Genomic DNA, 19,781 nt, shown 5'->3' with positions numbered 1-19,781 from the left:
CTCGTCTGCATTCGATTGCTCGCGTCAGTCTTGTGCTTGGAACTGTCGCGTTGTTCTTTACAACCATGGGAGTTTTCCTCGGGATGATTTGGGCCGAAAGGGAATGGGGTCGATACTGGGCCTGGGATTCCAAAGAAGTCGGAGGCTTGAGCGTGGTCATTTGGCTAGCTTGCTATTTGATCGCCCATCGATTCTTCAAGAACGGCGCGCGAGGAGTTCTCGCGATCAGCATGCTCGGGAATATTGTGGTCAGCCTGGCGTGGTTTTGGCCGCAGGGGAACGGGTTACACCAATATGGGGCGGCGAACACTTCTATTATGCTGGCAGCGGCGGTCCTGGTTAATCTCGCATTCTTTGCGATTGGTTTTGTGCCGGCGGGGAGGGGGCGCACAATGCGAGGATAGAGGGTGGAAGATGGAGGATGGGGGGCCGAGGGCGGAGGGCGGAAAGGTAGGGCGCGTCACTCCGCTGCGCACCGTTCTGGTTGCCGTCTTTACTATCGTCCATTCTCCATGATGAGAACGTTCAACGTTCAGGTGGGGAAAGGGGAGTCCGCCTCCCGTTGCTCGGCGGTGAGGCTGGCCTTTTTCATTGACTACAGGGTGGTGGCGTTTAGCTTCGGGCGAAGCAGACCGCCTTGTTTATGCAAATTTACGTCAGAAGGAACGAGCAAACATTGGGGCCATACATGCCAGCCGAGTTGCGTACGCGGCTTGCATCCGGGGAGTTGGGAGCGGATGATTTTGCCTGGCATGATGGACTCGTAGATTGGCAGCCGCTTTCCGAGGTCTTAAGCGCGTTTTCCCTGGGCTTGCATGCGGCGCCATCGGCAACTCTGAGGCCCTCCGGTTTTGGAAAAGCATCGTTTATCATTGCTTTGGCAGGGGGTGTGGCCTGGATTGCGATTACGATTGCTGCCGGAGTTGCGGATAGCAAGGGCACCAGCGACTCGAGCCCGGTGATGATGATTGTGGGATGTGCCTTTCTGTTGAACATTGTCGCCAATTTGGCAGGCATGGTCCTGGGAATCATCGCGCTCACCAAGCCCGCTTCCAACAAATGGATGGCGGTTACGGGTCTTGTCGTTAATTTCACTGAGTTGGCAGGGGTCGGGTTTCTGGTCAGATCATGAACGACGAGGGGCTGATTTCCTGAATAGGCCAGTTCCAGAAATGGGCTGGCCTTTTTGGTTGACGGTAAGATGGTGCTAGCTCAACTTACGTTCGCGCCGCATCCCAAGAATGCATCATGAATAACACCCTCCAAAGTTTTCCTCGCAAGTGGCTCGTTCATGCCAGCGCGCTACTGGTGGTTTTTAGTCTATACGGATGTGCCACGGTACAGCCTGAACTCACCGCAGAGGAGCGAGCTTACAACGAAGCACTCCAAAGTCAGAGCCAGAGTAGCACGTCAACTGGCGATGTCTTCAAGGGTATCCTGGGCAGTCTCTTGTGGTCGTCCCAATATGCCGTGGTGGCAGGGGCTGAGGCTTTGGCAAGAAGATGATCTGCCGAATTGCGAATGGCGAGTTTCGAATGAAGGGAGGGGAATTGCGAGGAGGGCCTAGCCGCGTCCGCGGATAAGCTCGACGGGTTGGCTTGAGTCGCCGACGATGTCAGAATTCCGGGTCCTTCCGGACGGGCACCAGCGTCATTCCACCATGGATGTTGGAGAAGCCCAGAACGGCGCGCAGCGGAGGTCCTTCCGGACGGGCACTGGCGCCCTACCTTCCGACGGAATGCGAGTTTCGGTTGTGAGTTGACGGGGAGGATTAAAAGCATTATTACAGCAACGCCGGGAAGTTGTTAACGTGGACTCAATCAGCAAGGCAAACGGTCAGCTTGGAAAGACCGATTGCTACGTTGTCGCTATCGTTTTCCAGCCAGCTTCCGGTGAATCCATCCCCTCCCCAATACTGGGGATAGACAAAAAGGGGCAGGGAAGATGAAATCAATAATCCGGAGAGCAGCGCACGAAACCTTTAACCGTTCTATCAACCTATGAAATCAACTATGTCGGCTCGGTGGAAAAAGCAGTGGGTGCCATTCGCGGCGGCGCTGGCGCTGTCAGGTGTTCGCGTGGCCAGTGCGGCAGATTATCCCACCACAATTCTGGGGGATCATCCGATGGCTTACTATCGTTTGGAGGAAACTTCCAGCACGGCCGCCGTTGATAGCAGCGCGTCGGGTGCGTTTCCTGGCGTTTATAATGTCAGCGGCTCCAATCCATTGCTGGGACAACCCGGCATAGATACCAACTCCATTGCGCTGTCGGTGGCTCAACCTTCTTCAGTCACGGCCGGCTATTATGACGAGATGAATCAGCAAGCTCCGTTCTCGTTCGAGATTTGGGCCAATCCGATCAGCACCGACCTGGCCAATTATCGTTGTCCCATCGGCAATTTTTCCGGCTGGAACACGTCAACGCAGTCGGGCTGGTATGTTTATCAAATAGCGGGCTCGCCGACGGCATTTGCCTGCATTACCGCGAGTGGTGTCTGGATTCAATCTGCGGCTGTTACGCTGTTCAACTGGTATCACATCGTAGGCGTTTATGATGGAACCAACATGAGTTTTTATTTGAACGGCACATTGGTTGGCACCCAGAGCGCTGCGGGTTACACAGCAAATTCAGTCAATAATGCCGGAGTCAATCCAATTGCCTTGGGCTTCCGCGGTGATGGGTCAGGGTATGGCGCCTTCGATGGTAACCTGGATGAATTCGCCTATTACACCAATGCGCTGACGGCCGCCCAGGTTCTGGCTCACTATCAGGTGGGAACAAATTCTTTCCGAGTGGCCGCCGCGCCGGCACTTCTGAAGGACACGGCATCGGCCACCAATTACGCGGGATCCAGCGCACAATTTAGCGTCATCGCCAGCGGGGCGACGCCGCTGGCGTATCAGTGGTACAAGGGAGGTGTCGGAGGTGCCCGGATCAATGGCGCCACGAACAGCACATTGTCGTTCACCGCCGCCCCGGTTGATGACGGCACGACTTATCAAGTGATTGTCACCAACTATGTTGGTTCCGTCACCAGCAGCGTGGCTACCCTGACCGTTCTGACCAATCTTCAAATTGACGCCCCGTTGACTTCCATCTTGCGCAATGTTGGTAGTGCGGCGGCGTTTGAAATTGTGGCGGAAGGAGCAGGACCAATCACATACCAATGGCATAATGGAGACGGCAGCAGCATCCCCGGAGCCACCAACCCGGTGTTGTGGTTGCCGAAGGTGCAACTGACAAACGATGGTGCGAGCTATTATGTCAGCGTGATGAATCCGTATACTTCCGTCGACAGCGATCCGGCCACGTTGAATGTCCAGGCTCGTCCGGTGGATGTGCCGGTCAATGGTTATGCTAAAGTAGTGCTTGCTGACGGTCCGGTGGCCTTCTGGCAATTGAACGAATCGACGGGCAGCGGCACGGCGGTTGACACCGTTGGCAGCTTTGATGGGAGCTATGTTGCGAGCACGGGTGGCTTCAACTTTGGCGTTCCGACCGGTGTGCCGCACGATACGAATGTGGCTGTGGGCATTACCGGGGGTGCGACCGTCAACATTCCCTATGCGATCGAAATTAATCCACCAGGGGCGTTTTCAGTGGAAGGTTGGTTCCAACCTGCGTCATTGGCCGCCAATGGCAATGATTACCGGACGCCTTTGTCTTCCATGAGCAATCCGTATGGCGCTGGCCCGACTGGCTGGCTGGTTTATCAAACCGGGGGCAATAATTGGGCTTGGTGGCCTTACAACGGCTTTTGGACAGGCGCTCAATTGACCGATACTGATCCCATTGTTGCCGGGCAATGGTATTATTTAGTGATGACCTATGACGGCGCTACGTTCACCTTCTATGTGAATGGTGTGGCAAAAGCTTCCGGGACGGACAGTGGATTTGTCCAGAACGGGAACGTGCCGGCTGGCGGTGCCGCCAGTTACAACCATAATTACAACACCAATCCCGGCTTGCCCAGCGGCAGCAGCCCGACCGTTCTGGGCTGGCGTTCGGACGCCGGCTTCAATCCGTTTGTTGGCAACATGGACGATGTAGCCGTGTATAACAAGGTCCTGACACCTTCACAGATTCAGAGTCATTTCCTGAACACAACGCATCTATCCATCACGATTTCCGGCACTAAGGTTGTCGTTTCCTGGCCGGTGGGAACGCTCCAGTCATCAAGCAATGTTGGGGGACCTTATTCCAACGTTATCGGAGCAACGTCACCTTATACCAATTCAATCAGTGGCACGAAATTCTTCCGTGTGCAGGTGCAGTAATTTGGTGTTAAGGAAAAATCCATGAACAGGGCCGGCCCACATGAACTGGGCCGGCCCTAAGTATTTTTACTTTCAGGCGCGTCTCTGAACTGAGAAGGCAGCGCTGAGGGCTGGATTCAGGTGGATGAATGAGATAGATTACAGCTGTAGTCTTGTTTGCTTGCGGAAGAGGGTCGGCGACTGGGGATGAGCGCTTTTGATTGGCGAGGGTTTGTTCCCAGGGACGAAAAAGCGGCGGTCCTAGTTATTTACACAAGCACAAATCTCAAACGCTGGCGGAATAATAATTCGATCCTTTGTTCACCCTTCCTGACCTCAACTCGGTTCAGCCCATGGATCTTCGCGAGATCGTAGCGAGCTTGGGTTGGCCGGCCGGAAAAATTTGGAATTGTGAGATTCTTGGACTTTTCCTGTCGGATTTTGAATCCGGCGGCTAACATAGAGTGAGTGAACGATCAGACCGACGGACAATTATTGCGAGTTTATGCGGAACACAGCACCGATTCGGTTTTTGCTGAATTGGTGCGACGCCATTTAGATTTCGTTTATTCTGCCGCGTTACGCATGGTTTGTGACGCGCACCTTGCCGAGGATGTGACTCAAAGCGTGTTTGTCGCCTTGGCGAACAATGCGGCGCGTCTGACAAATCGCGCAAACCTATGCGGCTGGTTACACCAAACCGCGCAGAACATCGCCGCCCAGACCGTGCGCACGATTGAGCGTCGGCGTGCCCGTGAGCGGGAGGCCGCTACCATGAATCAATTGCTTTCTTCGGCATCCGAGATTTCATGGGAACAAATCGCCCCGCACCTCGACGCCGCGCTCGGCGAATTAGGCGAGCCAGATCGTGACGCCTTGTTTCTCCGCTATTTCAAGAACTATGATTTGCGCACCGTGGGCACAACCTTCGGCATCAGCGATGATGCCGCCCAAAAGCGCGTGAGCCGGGCTCTCGAGCGGCTGCGCGCGTTCCTGGCCAAACGCGGCGTCACCGTTGGCGCAGGCGGACTGGCCCTCGTTATCTCTGCCAATGCTGTGCAGGCCGCACCTGTGGGTTTGGCCGTCACCATTACTGCCACCGCAATCGCAGGGACGGCCGTTTTCACTTCCACCGCAATCGCCACCACCACAACCATTGCCATGACCACGATACAAAAAGCCTTCGTCACCGCCACGGTCGCTGTGCTGGCCGGAGCCGGAATTTACGAAGCTCGTCAAGCGTCACACCGACAGGACGAAGTTCAGGCGCTTCACCAATCGCAAGGCTCGTTGATCAATCAACTTGAGCAATTACGCAATCAGTACAAAACAGCAACCAATGCTCAATCGCTTTCCCGCGACCAGTTTAATGAACTGCTGCGGCTTCGAGGAGAGGTTGGCAATCTTCGGAGCAAAGCCAAAGAGGCTGAAATGCAGCGCGAGGAAAATCAGCGGATCCGCTCCGCGCAGGCATCCGGGCAGAATTTCGATGACGCAAATCAGCCCAAGCCAGGCGCACAGCAAATTATTGACAAGGCGTCGTGGGCCTTTGTGGGATATGCCTCGCCGGAAGATGCATTCCAATCGGCCACTTGGGCGATGACCAAGGGCGACCTAAAAACTTTACTGAACAGTGCAACTCCCGAGGCACAGAAGCAGATGGTCAAGGACTGGGAAGGCAAATCAGAAAATGAATTGGTGGAACAAAATGTCAATGGAATGACGAATGTCACGGGATATCGCGTTCTTGGCAAAATCGCCATTTCGGAAGACGAGGTTCATTTGCTGGTTCATACCGAGGGGGAAGATTTGACTCCTACGTTCATCATGCAAAAAATTGGCGCTGAGTGGAAAATAGCAAATCGGGTGAAATACACGCCATTTTGAGCCTCCCCCGGAATTCTGAAACCGGGTCCCTCCCATCCCTCATTCTCTTCCGCCACCACCGTTAAGACCGTTCATTGTTTCAGCTTTCCGGGGCTGCCCCTTCCCTTCCGCTTCCCACGCCGGAGGCTAAAACCAGACAAAAAAATGCTGTTGCCTTTCAGTGCGGACGGACATTTATAGGTAAATGACGACGATGGATGACATGGAACTGCTGCGGGAATACGCGACGCGGCATTCCGAGGAGGCGTTCGCCACGCTCGCAACGCGGCATATCGACCTGGTTTATTCGGCGGCGCTGCGCCACACCCGCAACCATCACCAGGCGCAGGAAGTCACCCAGGCGGTTTTCGTCGTTCTCGCCCGCAAAGCCGGTTCGCTCAATCCCCGGACGGTGCTGGCCGGTTGGCTGTTCCAAACGGCGAGACTGACAGCGGCCAATTATGTGCGCGGCGAGATCCGGCGCGTCCGCCGCGAGCAGGAGGCCTGCATGCAATCAGACCCCAACCACCATACCGAAGAATCGTGGCGGCACGTGGCCCCCATCCTGAATGAGATCATCGGCGGCCTGCGCGAAAAAGATCGCGACGCCATCGTGCTGCGGTTTTTCCAGGGCAAGGACTACCGGCAGGTGGCCGCCGTCCTGGGAGCGACCGAAGAAGCGGCGCAAATGCGCGTCAGTCGGGCGCTGGAAAAGATGCGGAAGATGTTTGCCAGGCGGGGCGTCGTGCTGTCGGCGGCGGCATTGGGGGGCGCCATTGCCGCGCAAGGAACCCAGGCGGCACCGGCAGGCTTGGCCGCCACGGTGGTCGCCGGGGCGGTTCACGGCGCGGCAATGACCGCCTCAACCCTGACGCTGGCAGAAGGGACATTGAAAATTATGGCATGGACCAAAGCGAAAGTTACCATCGGTGCGGGCGTGGTTGTCCTGCTCGCGTTTCAGCAACATCAAAACGCCGTGCAAGCGCAGCAGATTGCGGCCGCCCGCCAGAAGTTGGACGGCCAGGCGCAAGCGCTGGCGGCAGAAGAAAGCCGCGCGCAGGAACTGGAACAGCAGACGGCCGGCATTCTCGAAACCGAGAGCAGCCAGCAAAAGGACCTGGAACGATTGCGGACCCGAAGAAAGGCCGCCGGCCAGGGGAGCCAGTCGCTGGCTGGCGCTCACGCGCCATCCACGCTGCTGGCGGCGACCCTGAGCGACCCGGATGCACGGGAGGCGCTGCGCCAGCAGTTGTTCACGGCCCAGCCGCACCCGCTGGAGCCCGATCATCGAGGGACTGAAGCTGGATAAGCAGAAGGCCGAGAAGCTGGTGGGGATTGGCGCGGATTGGGGCTTGAAAAATCTCGAGACCGCCGTGGCGTTCACGGAGGCGACCCTGACGGCTGAAGCTGCGGTGCAGACCGAGGCAGATACCGAACGGGATGCGACCAGCCAGATCCGGCTATTGCTGGGGGACGAGGGCTTTGCCAGCTACCAGGAATGCCAGAAGGAATTCCCGGCGCGGACATTGGTGGATCAGTTTAACAAGCAGTTGGGACCTTTCCCGATCAGCGCCATTCAGCGAGGGGCGCTGGCCCGCGTCATTGAAGCCGAACCCACGGAAGTGGCCTCTGGCCTGGCAGGCGACTTCACGGTGCGGGAACTCGTCTCGCCGGGCGGATTGGACGGGCGCTTTGAGGCTCAAGCCGAATCGAACCAGCGGATTCTGCAGGCTGCGGCGGGGTTCCTGTCTCCGGAGCAGGTGGAATCCCTCCGGCTGATGCAGGTCTCCAATATGAGCGCGCAAAAGGGGACAGTGCTGCGGATATTGCGAAAGCTCTAAACAGGACATATGAGATTATCGAGCAAGATGCAGTTTGGTTTGTTGGCGGCGGGCGTGCTACTCGTCGGTTGGGGAGCTTGGCGGCATGTGCGTCAGGGTCGTGAATTGGCCGAGGTCGAGGCCCAAGTCCGGGCAGCAGAACAGGAGTCGGAATCCCGGCGTTCAGTGCTGGGGGCGGCCGAGGAACGGAACCGGGACGTCGTGGAGGCTGAAAGGCGCGCCGGCAACGAGCGGCTCGTGGCCTTGATGCGAGAGAGAGCGGCGGCAACCAGGTCCGCCTCAGAATCCGCAGCCCAAACCCGCACGTTCGGAAACGCGCTGGCCAGTGTTTTGGACAGTCCGGATCAGCAAAAGGTCGAGAAGAATTACATGCGCGACCAGATGCGCGCCAATCTCGACCTCTTCTTTAAGATAACGAAGCTGTCTCCGGAAAAGACCGAGCAATACCTCGACCTGGAAATTGACAACAAACGACGCGATTCCGACCGCATGGCTGCGCTCTTGCGCGGTTCAATGCCCGTAGCGGACGCGCTGAGTCAGCGTGACGAGGACCGACGCCAGCAGGAGAGCCGACGGCGCGAAATCCTCGGCCCCGAGGGGACAGCCTTTCTTGACTCGGTTGCTGATGGGATGCGCAACGACTCGGCCAAGCGCCTCGTCGGCGCGATTCAGCAGAACATGGGCGGCGCGCCGCTCAGCCAGGAGCAAAGCGACAAGCTGCAGGGGCTCATCAAAGTGGAGATCAGCGCGCAGTCGCCGGACAACACCGACCTGTTCCGCCCGCCGGCGGAATGGACCCAAATCGTCAGCGACCGCCAGCAAGACGTGGTGCGGGGCGCCGCGGAGTTCCTGACCCCGGCCCAGATGGAGACGTTTAAGTGGCTGGTCGCCCAGGACCTGGAGCAACGTCAGCAGCAATGGGCGCAGCAGCGCAAGGCGCTGGGCATTAAGAATGGCGCGCAGAATTAGCCGCGAAAGAACGCAAAGCCCCAGCCCGGGAAGCGAAGCGGGGTCGGAAGCGCTTATTGCTTGGTCGAAAAACGAAAAGGAAATAATCATAAGCGCTTCCGACCCCGCTCTCTATTTTTGCAACCCAGCATAATTCGGAGGATTGCAGATCGCAACTTGTTGGAACTGATCCAAATGAGTACAAGAATGATAAAGGCGAAGTGATGGCGATAATCCGCCATAAGCCAGGGCTGCCGGATAGCGAGGGAAAGAAACTTAAAAGCGAATGATCGCGCCATTGGCAAGATTCATTGATTGGTCAGTTCTTCAGATGGCATACGCCGTTATTGGGCTGAAACACGCGCCCAGGCCAAAATGGAAATTGGAGGAAGCGCTCGAATTTCTGAATGGGCCGGACTTTATCCCCGCCGCAAGCGATCCGGCACAGATGGAATTTGACGGGCCGCGGCATTTCCAATTTCCCACGCCGCTCCCGGGCAAAGCCCGCGAGAACAACGTCGTTTATGGTCGGCTCGATCGGTGCGCGGAACGCTGGCAGCAACGACCGGCTATCATTCTATTGGATGGCGCTTTTGGCATCGGTTATCACTCCGGGCTTCCGTTGCTTGCCCGCCGCATCAATCGGGCCGGATTCAATGCGGTCACATTGGTCGCTCCCTCCAGTCTTCAACGCCGTCCGCGCCGACCCATTGAAGAGAATTGTTTGGAGTTTGCGCAGGAGATTGCACAGAACGTCGCTGAGATTCGCGCGCTGACTGGCTGGCTGCTTAATGAAGGTTGCGCATCCGTCGGGCTTTTGGGTTTTTCGTTTGGGGGATGGCTTGCGGGATTGACTGCGTGCAGCGATCCACGCATCGCCTGTGCCGTTCTGACTGTGCCCCAGGTGCGCATGAGGTGCTCCCAACCAATCGTCTGGCGGCGGGTTCGAGAAGCGCTTCAGCCTCTAAGGTCGGCACAGGATGCAATGGATACGACCCGGTTAAACCTGATTTTATCCACGCCAGTTATCCCGAAAGAAAATATTCTGTTGATTGACGGCATCCATAATCTGTTCGGGGAGCGGCAATGGATGGAGGACCTCTGGCAAAAGTGGGAACAACCTGAAATCTGGCGATTGCCTCACGGTCACGTTAGTGCGCTGTTCGTGCCGGGCTTGACGGGGCGCATGCTTGACTGGCTGTCGCTGAGGTTGGAAGCCGGTCGAAAAAACAACGTATGATCGCACCTTTGGCAAAATTGTTGAAGCGAATTCGAGGTTTTTTAGAAAGGAGCAGCCGACTAGTCGCCGCGGCATGCATCATCTGCTTCGCCTTCGGTCTGGCACTCTCACATCGGATTGCGAGGGGAAGAAACTTAAAAGCGAAAAATGAAGGAGCCTGAACAGAAAAATATATGACGATCGAAAAAGAACAATCACATAAGTATTCGCTCATGGCGGCGTTGTTGTCCGGTCTCATCCGAGTTGTCCTTTTTCCGGTTTGGCTGGTTGTCGCAATTCTTTACGAGGCCCACGTGATTTTATCGAGTCGAAAGCTGGGAGTCTCGGCGACGGCATTGGGCCCAATGTCCACGCGGTGGATGCAACATCAACTTGGGCAAAGACGGGATGAGGCTTGCGCCAAGTTAATAAAAGTACTGCCGAACCATTGCCACGCTGGATTGTATGCGGTGGCATTCCCCGTGTTACTGGGCCATCGATTGACCGGGTTCGTTCCAAAGAGCCTCCGCTATCCCTATGAAGGAATTCCGCCTGTCCAGCACCAAACCCATGTAAGGTCGACGTTTGCTGACGCTGCGATTGAAAAGTATCTGCCGGGCGTCGAACAGTTTGTCGAGCTGGGCGCGGGTTATGACACGCGAACCGTGCAACTGCAACACAACCACCGAATTCGTTGTTTCGAAGTTGACCTGCCAAAGACCCGACAACTCAAGCTCAGGCTCTTGCATCAATGTGGAGTCGATACAAGCGGTGTCACATTCGTCGCTGCTAATTTTTTGACCGACGATTGGCTGGATAATCTGATGAAAGCCGGTTTTGATCCATCCAAACCCGCATTCTTTCTTTGGGAGGGCGTGACCTACTATCTGAGCCGCGAGGCGATGGAAAAGACCTTTCGTACCATTGCCACGATTGCGCCTGGAAGCGTGGTGGTGTTTGATTACGCCACCGATGCTGTCATCAAGATGCGTCGCAAACCCCTCGGCCGCTTGCACAAAGCCATTCTGAAAGCCGTCCGTGAGTCCCAGACATTTTGGATTCCGAGCGAGCCGCCGGTGAAGGAAACCCTGGCCACGCTCATGGACTCGTACGGTTTATCGTTGCGCGAGCACCTGAGCTGGGGCCACGAAACAAAACGCAAACGCCTGCCTGGCGGCCTCGCTGCCGCGGTTCTTGAATGACCTGTCCAAAAAAGAGATTGATTGGCATTATATGATCGCGCCTTTGGCAAAATTCCTGGACTGGTCGGCAATTCAGGTTCTGGTGCGGATGCCGCACGCCTATGGACGAAGTCCGCAGATGGAGGAAGCGCTCCAATTTCTGAAAGAGCCGGGCTTCATTACTGCCGATAGCCAGCCGGCACAGGTAGAGTTCAATCCAGACAAGTCGGACCTGCACTTCCGCTTTCCCACGCCTCAACCATGCAGCTTCCCGGAGAACAACATCATTTATGGCCGGCTCTACCGCTGCACTGAACACTGGCAGGAACGGCCGGTGATCGTCTTGCTGCATGGTGGCGGCGACTCCTTCGGTTATCGGTTCCGGTATCCGCTGATTGCTCGTCACTGCAATCGCGCGGGATTCAACGCGGTGACGTTGGTGGCGCCTTACCATTTTCAACGCCGTCCGCGCCAGCCCGGGGCATTGAGCTGGCCGGATTACTTGCAGATGGCAGAGGCAACGGCACAGGCAATTGCCGAAATTCGAGCGCTGACCGGATGGCTATTGGGAGCAGGTTGCCCCGCCATAGCATTGTGGGGCTTTTCGTTTGGCGGATGGCTGGCGGGATTGACGGCTTGCCGCGACACGCGCCTGGCCTCCGTCGTTTTGGCCGCGCCACGCGTGCGCATGAATCTCTCGTTTGCGGAAATGGTCTCCCGGCGTCGCATTCGAGAGGTGTTGCAAGGAGAGCGCGCGGCGTGGGCGACGCTGAATGGAACCTCGTTGAATCTGACTTCGGCCCAGCCGGTTATTCCAAAGAGAAACATATTGTTGATCGAAACGATGCACGATTTGTTCGTGGGAAAGGAGGGCATCGAAGACCTCTGGCAGGTATGGGGGCAGCCGGACATCTGGCGATTGCCGCATGGGCATGTCAGCAAAGCCTTGCTGCCAGGCTTGACGGGCCGCGTGCTTCGCTGGCTGGAACCGCGGCTCAATGCTGCCACCGCAAAACATGATCGCGCCTTTGGCAAAATTCATTGATTGGTCGGTTCTTCAGACCGGCTCGGCCATGTTTCCAAAGTCCCTGAGGGAGCCGGGACCAGGTTTGAAGTTGGAGGAGGCTGTCCGATTCCTGAAAGGGCCGGACTTCATTCCGGCCGAATCCCCGCCGGCAAAGGTTCAATTCGATGACGCGCTGCATTTTCGTTTTCCGACGCCGCGACCTTCCAAATTCCCCGAGAACAACGTCGTGTACGGCCGGCTCTATCGCTGCGGAGAAAGATGGCGGGAACGGCCAGCGATCATTCTGCTGCACGGCGGTGTTGACCCAATCCATTATCGATTCGGATTTCCCTTGATCGCTCGACAATGCAATCGGGCGGGATTCAACGCGGCGACGCTGGAATCACCTTACCATTATCAACGCCGTCCACGCCAATATAGTACGCTGGGCGTCCTCGGCCCGTATATTCCATTGACCCCGGATTATTTTCAGATGGCAGAAACATATGCGCAGGCGGTTTCCGAAATCCGCGGTCTGACTAGCTGGTTGCTGGCTGAAGGCTGCCCGGCTGTGGCACTGGCGGGAGTTTCCCTAGGCGGCTGGATGGCGGGAATAACAGTGTGCCGCGACGCGCGTCTGGCTGCGGTCGTCGTGGCCCTGGCACCCGCGCGCCAAGGTAATATTTTGTCACAACTGGAACACGTCGCGGGGCGTCGTGCTCGCGAATTGTTACTTAGTCGACGGGCGGCGTGTGAGGAACTGGTCAGGACTCTGTTAAACCCGGGAACATCCCGGCCAGCGATCTCCAGAGAAAAACTATTATTGATCGAAGGAATCCATGATTTACTGGTGTCGATCGGCCCCGAGGAAATCTGGCAGTCATGGGGACAGCCAGAGATCTGGCGATTGCCGCACGGTCACATCAGCACATTCTTTATGCCGGGATTGGCCGGTCGCATCATTGGCTGGCTGGCGCCCAGGTTAGAAAAATCTGCTCTATCGGCTCCTCGTTAATTATATGCGGACGGCTTTGGGATAACTGCCAGTGAAACTCTCAGTGAAAGCAATGGCGAGTAGTGAAAAATAGTAGCGAGTTTTGGCGAATAGTCCTTGATTCTAAAGGGGATTTTGCTATTTTCCGAGCAATCTGATTCCGACCTCCGCCTCCAAGTTTTGTTGCCAGAGCAATAAGGAGTTACAAGTGTTTTTGAACTTGCAAATCGCCTGGAAAACTCTAATACAAACCGGTGCTGCCTCAACCTCGATCAGCCAATTTGGAGGGACCAGTTTCGGACGGGACAAAACAGGGCGGTATCGCGCCGATTGTGGCGTTTCTTTTGTTTCTTGGCGGATTAGTGTTGCCGGTGCTTACCTGGGCGTTCTTGCTGCCGCAACCGCTCCTATTCGCCGCCGTTGGAATGGAACTGATCGCGCTGCTGCTTGCCGCGTCCTATTGGCGGCGGCCGTTGGCCAAGGTCACGATTCTGTTGATTGCCATTTTTGGTCTGTTTTTCACATGGGCCGGCTGGAATGGATTTCCGAGCTATCCGCGCAGGGTGCGCCCCACGGCGGATTGGATGAAGCCGCTCGAAACAACCTGGACTTTGGAAACGCCGGGAAAGCCTTATTCCGTCCAGCCGGTCTCGGATGTGCAAAAGAACGATCAGGATTCGCTGCGCTTCGAGACGCGTCCCGGCGAAGTCTGGATTAACCACAGGTTCATCCCGACCTTTCGCGCGGAGGTGGCGACGGAGGAATATGCGCCCATCCACTCCGTGAAATGGTATGCGTTCAGCCTCCAACTGCCGGCCAATTTTCCCTCCATTCCGGTCAAGGACAGCGACGACCAATGGCTGTGTCTGGCGCAATGGAAATTTAACGAATTCTTCAATGGGTCGACGCACAAAGCAGGGTCGCGACCCGGTTTACATTTTGGTTATCGGACGCGTTCAACGGATCACAAGAACCGTTTTGAAATCGAGGTTCTCCACGCCAACCCTGATGCCCGCGACGGCGCGGACGCGGAGACGGTCTTCAAGGAAAAGCACTTTCCATTGGGTAAATGGAATGACTTCGTGGTCCAGGCGAAATGGTCGGACAACCAGGACGGCTTCGTCAACATCTGGTGGAACGGGAAGCAGATTGTCGAATATCGCGGACCGGTCGGGTATGAACTGACCACCGGACCGGAATTCAAATTCGGGCTTTATCACAGCGATTCGGACCAGACGCTCGTTGCCTATTTCAATCAGGTCAAATCCGGCGACACGCCCCAATCCGTCGGTTTTGATCCCTCGGCCGCCGCGCGGCGCTAGGACATAAACAAACTACTCGTGACAATGAGCCTGGCTTTTCAAAAAGCTTTTGCGAGAAATGACAGCATAATACAAACCATACGCAGCTCGACTTCGCGTTTGAGGGCATTGAGAGTGGATCAGACACGTCTGTTACTTCCGGCACGCCAGACATTGCAGCCGTAATATTTCAAAAAAATCAGAGGTGCCGAAATCACTTTGTTTGATGTCCCCCCTGTTGGTCGTTCAACCGATGGCAAAGCGTTACCCAATCCGAATGTTTTGATAGAACTCGGATACACTGCAGAAGCAATCAGATGGGCACGGATTATTTGTGTAATGAACACCGAGTAAGACCATCGTCCAGAAGAACTGCCATTCGACTTACGCTCTGGAAGGTTTCCGATTTGCTACTCCCATAATGATAACACCAAACCACCCAAAGAAATCGCTGACAAACTTTCGGGCGCATTGGCAAAAGCCATAAAAGGCTGCCTTGGACACCTGCACAAACGGGTAGATGAGATCTTTCGCAAGTTGAATCTCTAATGCTTGGCTTTGCTTCACCAATTTAGAGGCAAAGAAGGTTTTGCCTTTCAAGACGATTCTTTGCCGCCAGCAGTGGATCGCTTGCTCGATTTGCAAATGTTGTGGTGCCATTCCGACCAGGCTAAAGCGACAGATGGATACCATCGGACCCATCTTGGGCAACGAGTCCTTGAGGAGTTCTCTCGGCGTCAAAAAACTAGCTCATAATTCACTCAGCCTTCACCACTGTCAGTAAAAGTGTCAGCGAGGAGTGAAAAATTCTGGCGAGTGGACGCGAATAGTCCCTGATGTTATTGGAGATTTTGATATCTTTGGGGTGTTCTGATTCGGTTCCTTTGTCCGATTCCAACCCTCGCCCCCAAGTTTTAGGCGTTTTCTACTGCGAAGACGGGAAATGAATTGTCGGTTCGCTCCGAGCTCAAGCTCTGCACTCCGTTCACTGCCGCAGCCGGAAGAACCGGTGCGGCTCGAAGGTCATGTCGTTGGTGTACGGCGAGGTTGCGCCCGAAACGTCGAAGTAAGGACCGGGGACATTCGTGGCGCTTTGGAGCGACCATCCTGCCGGCCAGCTCAGCACGAGGTTGTTCCCCTGCTTCGAAAAAGCGACGGACGGCTGGATCACGCGGTCCGGAACCACTTCACCGGTGTTAAGGATTTTCGCCGAATAGAGATTTGTTGAATTACCGAGACGGAACCGAATCTGGCTCAACTGGGCGGGCGTCAGTCCTGACTGGTTGGTCCCGAATTTTAACTGCTCCGCGCCGCCGCCCGAAGGATTTCCATTCCAGTTGGTCACTACCAGCGTTGCGGCGCCGGCCCAAAGCTCGCCGCTGCTGTTCGCGAAGCTCAACCGGCTGGTGGTGCCGGCCAGATCGATGGTCGCGTTGCTTGCGAGGATAAAGCGCCCAAGCTGTTCGACCGCATTTCCAATCTGAATCGTGTGCGACAGGCTGCAGAAACCGGAATTGCTGATCCGGTTCGTGCCGCCATCGCCAATGATCCAGTGGCCGGCAATGTTGATGTTACTCGCAGTCAGTGTCCCGCCGGTGAACGTATACTGGCCGTAGTAGATGGTGGGTCCTCCCACGTTCCGGGTTCCGCGGAAGTCCAGCAGATTGCTGACGACCAGCGCGCCGCCGCTCTGATTCAAGGTGCCGCGGCCATCATCGGTAGTGTAGTTCGAACAACTCAGCGTACCGCCCGCCAGCGTGATGATCGTGTTGTGACTTAAGTAATATCCGAGGCTGTGTGCATATACTGTTCCCGCGGAGGTGGTCGCATTCGATTGCACGAACACCGAGTCTCCCTCGTTTGCATCCAGCTCGATGACGCCCGCGGACAGCATCCCGCCGTTCAGATTGTAGGTGGCGGGATCGGTGGAATCTCCATGAGAGGAGTAGCCCTCAATGAGCAGCGTGTTGGTGATTACGTGGGAGCCGCCATTTTGCTCGATGTTTATGGGGGTCTCGTAGCCGGCCATTAGTTGGACGCCACTATCCGCCAGTAATCCGCCGTTCAGCGTAAAGCCCGAGATAAATCCTCCATAGTCCGGCACTATCGTCACCTGGGTCGTCTGATTGGTTCCGCCCGCCTGGAAATACGACAGTCCACCCCGTTCGCCAAGAAGGGACATTCCACCGGGCAACTCAAGTGTTCCGCCGTATAGCGAAATCCCGTTGTCGATTGGGCCAACGATGTAGGAGGCCAGTCCCAAATTAGTGATAATCGCCGTGCCGCCGTACTGATTAAAATGAGCGGAGGCCGGGTAACCGATCGAAACGGAGCCGCCTTCGAAAAGGCCGTTCGTCAGGTTATACACCGAGTCGCTGAGATTCATCTGCGCGTTCGCCATGCCAATGAATCCGCCGTCCTGATTGATTTGTGAGTTCGTGACGGTGATCGTGCCGCCTTGAACGACCAGGCCGGAATTGAAATTCAGAATCTGCGCGCCGTCCTGCAGCGTCAGCCCGTTCAACACCGTCAGCGGAACGTCCGTGCCGAAGTAGTTCAAGAGCAGCGTATTCTCGGTGTCCCACGCACCGACGATAGCCAGACTGTCGATGGTCATCGAATCGGGGAAATTGGCTGGCGTCGATGGATTGATGGCCACGGCTTTCCAGCCGGAGTTCGTGATCATTATCGATTGCGAGCTATTCGGGAGAACGCCCAGCGACCAGGACGACGGCTGGTCCCAGTTGCCGCTGGTCCCGCTCGTCCAGGAATTCACCTGCGCCGAAGTTGACGCGCAGATAAATGCCATCACTAGTCCCACGAAGCACAGGGTGCGTTCCATTCCGACGGTCCGACATGTTGGAGTTCGCATAACTGTCCGGTCCTCAATATCTTGCCTATCCTGCAACGCGCGCAACGGCAGTGCTAGGGAGTAATGTGCCCCAATCGAAGCGGGATTTTCGCCTATTTAGATTCCGAGAATGCCCATGGTTCCGTTGGAGGTAAACCTATGAAAATCACGTCTGGTCATGATGCCATGTAATCCTTTCGAGGCCGGAGAATCCATTCAATCGCTCTACTTCACCCACTCGAGCCGGAGCTTCGCCGCAGATGAAGAGGCAACCCCGCGCAGGAATTCCCAGCCTTTCTTATCATCCGGTTGCAGGCGCACGGGGCAACGTTCGGCGGCCATGGCGGCTACTTGAGGGATGTCCACGAACTTAAGGACATTCAAATAATCCGGCCCTTTGGTTTGTTGGCTGGACGGCATGTCGCACAGATCGAGTGACGCGACGCCCGGTTCGTAAAGCGACGCATAAAGCGCGTTCACGCCCATTTCCCCTCCCGCCTGCACGTTTGCCGCTGTGCTGTGAAATTCCCGCAAAGTCTTCAAGCCGCGCACCGCGCGGATGATGTCCCAAACGCGCATGCCATCCAGCGTCTGGCCGAGCAGCATAAAACGGCGCCGCAAATTCCGCTGCCGCGCCTCATCGTCGCTCCATGCGCCTGGACCGGTGCCGCGCGTGAACAAGACTGCCTGCGCGCAGCCATCCTTTTTGATCTTCTCGATCAATTGGTTCACGACATCGCGCGGGCCGAACATGCTTTGCGTCTCCAGAATCCGCGGGCTCAAGCCGGTGGCTTCGTTCAATTCCATTGGTTTGAACGCGGCATCCGCCACCTGCAAAGTGATCTGTGATTCCTCGCTGTTTTTGTGCATAACGTAAAGTCGCAACGGCACTTCGGGCTCAGCTTGGATTTCGTAGGCTTCGTAGATGATGCCGTCGTTGCGCTCGGAGAAAAGCGACTGGACTTTGGGCGCGGATTCATCTGCAGGCCATGCACCGAAACATTTCGCGCGAATCTCCTTGAGCCAGTTATCGCGAAGGTTGTTCCATGCGGCCGCGGATTTCGGGACTTCGGGCGATTTAGCTTTCGGCACGAAGCTCTCCTGGATGGTGGTGTTGATCTGGTCATCGGGAATCTTTTCAAACACCTTCAATTCGGACGGCGCGAACATTTTTACAGCGGCCATTTCGATGACAGGATCCTCGTGCTTCAAATGGATATTGAACCAGCGGAACACCGGCACTTGCAAATCCTGAACGTCCTTGTGCGGGCCGGGAACCATCACCAGTCCGAAATTGGTGGTCGCGCCGTAGAGTCCGTAAATGCGTTTCACCGCCTCGCGCGTCCGCATCACGCCGCTCACCGGAAAGAGCGAATCGGCGTCGGCGTTGCCAAGCATCAGCGGGCGCGGCGCGCAGAGAGCCGCCAGCATCGGATAATCCCAGCGGTACGTGTTCACGAAAAACATGCAGTCGCAATGCTGGTCCACCGAGCCATCGACGACCTGGTTTTGCAGGTCGGTAATGCCCGAGACCGGCGCGATCACCTTCACGCGGTCGTCCATCGCCGCGAGAAACCAACTGTAAGCTCCGCCGCCGGAACGGCCCGTCACACCTATGCGGTCAGCGTCCACTTCGGGGCGCGACTCCAAATAATCAAGGGCGCGAATGGCGTTCCAGGTTTCGATGCCCGCTGGCGTGTAACCGCGCGAGTTCCACCACCATTGTCCTTCGCGATAAGTCCCCCAATGGTGGCCCCTGATTTCGCCCCACTGCACCGTGTCGACGATGAGGCAGACATAGCCGTTGCGCGCGAACCAGATGCCGTGATGCTGATAAGCGGTTTTGTTTCCCACGGAAACGCCGTTGGTGATTACCGCCGTGTGACCGCAAAGATACAACACCGTCGGCGCGGGTTTTGTCAGGTTCTTCGGCACGTAAAGATTGGCGGTGACGTAGAGATGCGGCAGTGATTGAAAATGCAGTTTTTCGACCGTGAAATCGTCCCGCTCGATTTTTCCAGTAACTACCGGGTTCAAATCGGTCCGTTCCGGCATCGGGTCCAGTCCGAGCATTTCGGCGGACTGACGGCGCAGTTCGGAACGGTGGTTTTGCCAATCGGCGAGCGTGTGGATATTCGTCAGGCTTGAGTTGGAGATTTGGGCCGTGCGAACCTTGAAATAATCAGCCAGAAGGCTGTCCGACGTTTCCGCCGCGCACCATTTTACTGAAAGAAGGACAACGATCCAAAACGCCAAAATTTGCCGCATAAACGTGAGATTAGAAGAATCTGTGCGAAACTCAACGCAATGAAATA

Annotated in this window: 16 protein-coding genes; 13 read left to right on the top strand and 3 right to left on the bottom strand. The window is 56.2% G+C overall.

The features are described 5' to 3' along the window. From ccsA to CFLAV_RS19060, 13 genes are all read left to right on the top strand, one after another. Positions 1–404 (top strand): cytochrome c biogenesis protein CcsA (gene ccsA, locus CFLAV_RS19130; protein ID WP_007416451.1); only part of this gene is annotated, 404 nt, incomplete at its 5' end. 239 nt (positions 405–643) lie between these two features. Further along, a complete protein-coding gene (locus CFLAV_RS19125) occupies positions 644–1,132 on the top strand; it encodes a DUF4339 domain-containing protein (RefSeq protein ID WP_007416449.1) in 489 nt (162 codons plus the stop codon). 116 nt (positions 1,133–1,248) lie between these two features. Continuing rightward, entirely contained in the window at positions 1,249–1,506 is a 258-nt protein-coding gene (locus CFLAV_RS19120; RefSeq protein WP_007416448.1) for a hypothetical protein, read from the top strand. 494 nt (positions 1,507–2,000) lie between these two features. Continuing rightward, positions 2,001–4,280 carry a LamG-like jellyroll fold domain-containing protein gene (locus tag CFLAV_RS19115; protein WP_083809024.1) on the top strand — a complete coding sequence of 760 codons (2,280 nt, stop codon included), beginning with the start codon at positions 2,001–2,003 and terminating at the stop codon, positions 4,278–4,280. A 447-nt stretch (positions 4,281–4,727) separates the two neighbouring features. After that, a complete protein-coding gene (locus CFLAV_RS19105) occupies positions 4,728–6,146 on the top strand; it encodes an RNA polymerase sigma factor (protein ID WP_007416445.1) in 1,419 nt (472 codons plus the stop codon). 184 nt (positions 6,147–6,330) lie between these two features. After that, positions 6,331–7,434, top strand: coding sequence for an RNA polymerase sigma factor (locus tag CFLAV_RS19100; protein ID WP_007416444.1), 1,104 nt, complete (start codon positions 6,331–6,333; stop codon positions 7,432–7,434). Continuing rightward, entirely contained in the window at positions 7,349–7,966 is a 618-nt protein-coding gene (locus CFLAV_RS19095; RefSeq protein WP_150107497.1) for a hypothetical protein, read from the top strand. The genes CFLAV_RS19100 and CFLAV_RS19095 overlap by 86 nt, the downstream gene beginning before the upstream one ends. Positions 7,967–7,975: 9 nt before the next feature. Further along, positions 7,976–8,935, top strand: a complete 960-nt coding sequence (locus CFLAV_RS19090) for a hypothetical protein (RefSeq protein WP_007416442.1) — start codon at positions 7,976–7,978, stop codon at positions 8,933–8,935. A gap of 265 nt (positions 8,936–9,200) precedes the next feature. Next, entirely contained in the window at positions 9,201–10,154 is a 954-nt protein-coding gene (locus CFLAV_RS19080; RefSeq protein WP_007416441.1) for an alpha/beta hydrolase family protein, read from the top strand. Between the two features lie 173 nt (positions 10,155–10,327). Beyond that, positions 10,328–11,335, top strand: coding sequence for a class I SAM-dependent methyltransferase (locus tag CFLAV_RS32700; protein WP_007416440.1), 1,008 nt, complete (start codon positions 10,328–10,330; stop codon positions 11,333–11,335). A gap of 31 nt (positions 11,336–11,366) precedes the next feature. Continuing rightward, on the top strand, positions 11,367–12,359 hold the full coding sequence (locus tag CFLAV_RS19070) for an alpha/beta hydrolase (protein WP_007416439.1): 993 nt from the start codon (positions 11,367–11,369) through the stop codon (positions 12,357–12,359). Continuing rightward, complete coding sequence (locus tag CFLAV_RS19065; protein ID WP_040549431.1) at positions 12,331–13,335, top strand: alpha/beta hydrolase family protein; 1,005 nt, start codon at positions 12,331–12,333, stop codon at positions 13,333–13,335. The genes CFLAV_RS19070 and CFLAV_RS19065 overlap by 29 nt, the downstream gene beginning before the upstream one ends. Positions 13,336–13,568: 233 nt before the next feature. After that, the gene (locus CFLAV_RS19060) at positions 13,569–14,636 is read left to right on the top strand and encodes a heparin lyase I family protein (protein WP_007416437.1); all 1,068 of its coding nucleotides are present in this window, start codon (positions 13,569–13,571) and stop codon (positions 14,634–14,636) included. Positions 14,637–14,999: 363 nt separating this feature from the next. Here the strand turns inward: CFLAV_RS19060 and CFLAV_RS19055 are convergent, their stop codons facing one another. The 3 genes from CFLAV_RS19055 to CFLAV_RS19045 form a co-directional block, all read right to left on the bottom strand. After that, entirely contained in the window at positions 15,000–15,275 is a 276-nt protein-coding gene (locus CFLAV_RS19055) for a hypothetical protein (RefSeq protein ID WP_040549429.1), read from the bottom strand. 325 nt (positions 15,276–15,600) lie between these two features. Then, positions 15,601–17,487, bottom strand: a complete 1,887-nt coding sequence (locus CFLAV_RS19050; RefSeq protein WP_150107496.1) for an autotransporter outer membrane beta-barrel domain-containing protein — start codon at positions 17,485–17,487, stop codon at positions 15,601–15,603. 204 nt (positions 17,488–17,691) lie between these two features. Next, positions 17,692–19,734, bottom strand: coding sequence for an alpha/beta hydrolase (locus CFLAV_RS19045; RefSeq protein WP_007416434.1), 2,043 nt, complete (start codon positions 19,732–19,734; stop codon positions 17,692–17,694). Positions 19,735–19,781: the final 47 nt, after the last annotated feature.

It is taken from the genome of Pedosphaera parvula Ellin514, from assembly GCF_000172555.1.
GTDB lineage: Bacteria > Verrucomicrobiota > Verrucomicrobiia > Limisphaerales > Pedosphaeraceae > Pedosphaera.
This window is presented reverse-complemented; position numbering and strand designations above follow the sequence as displayed.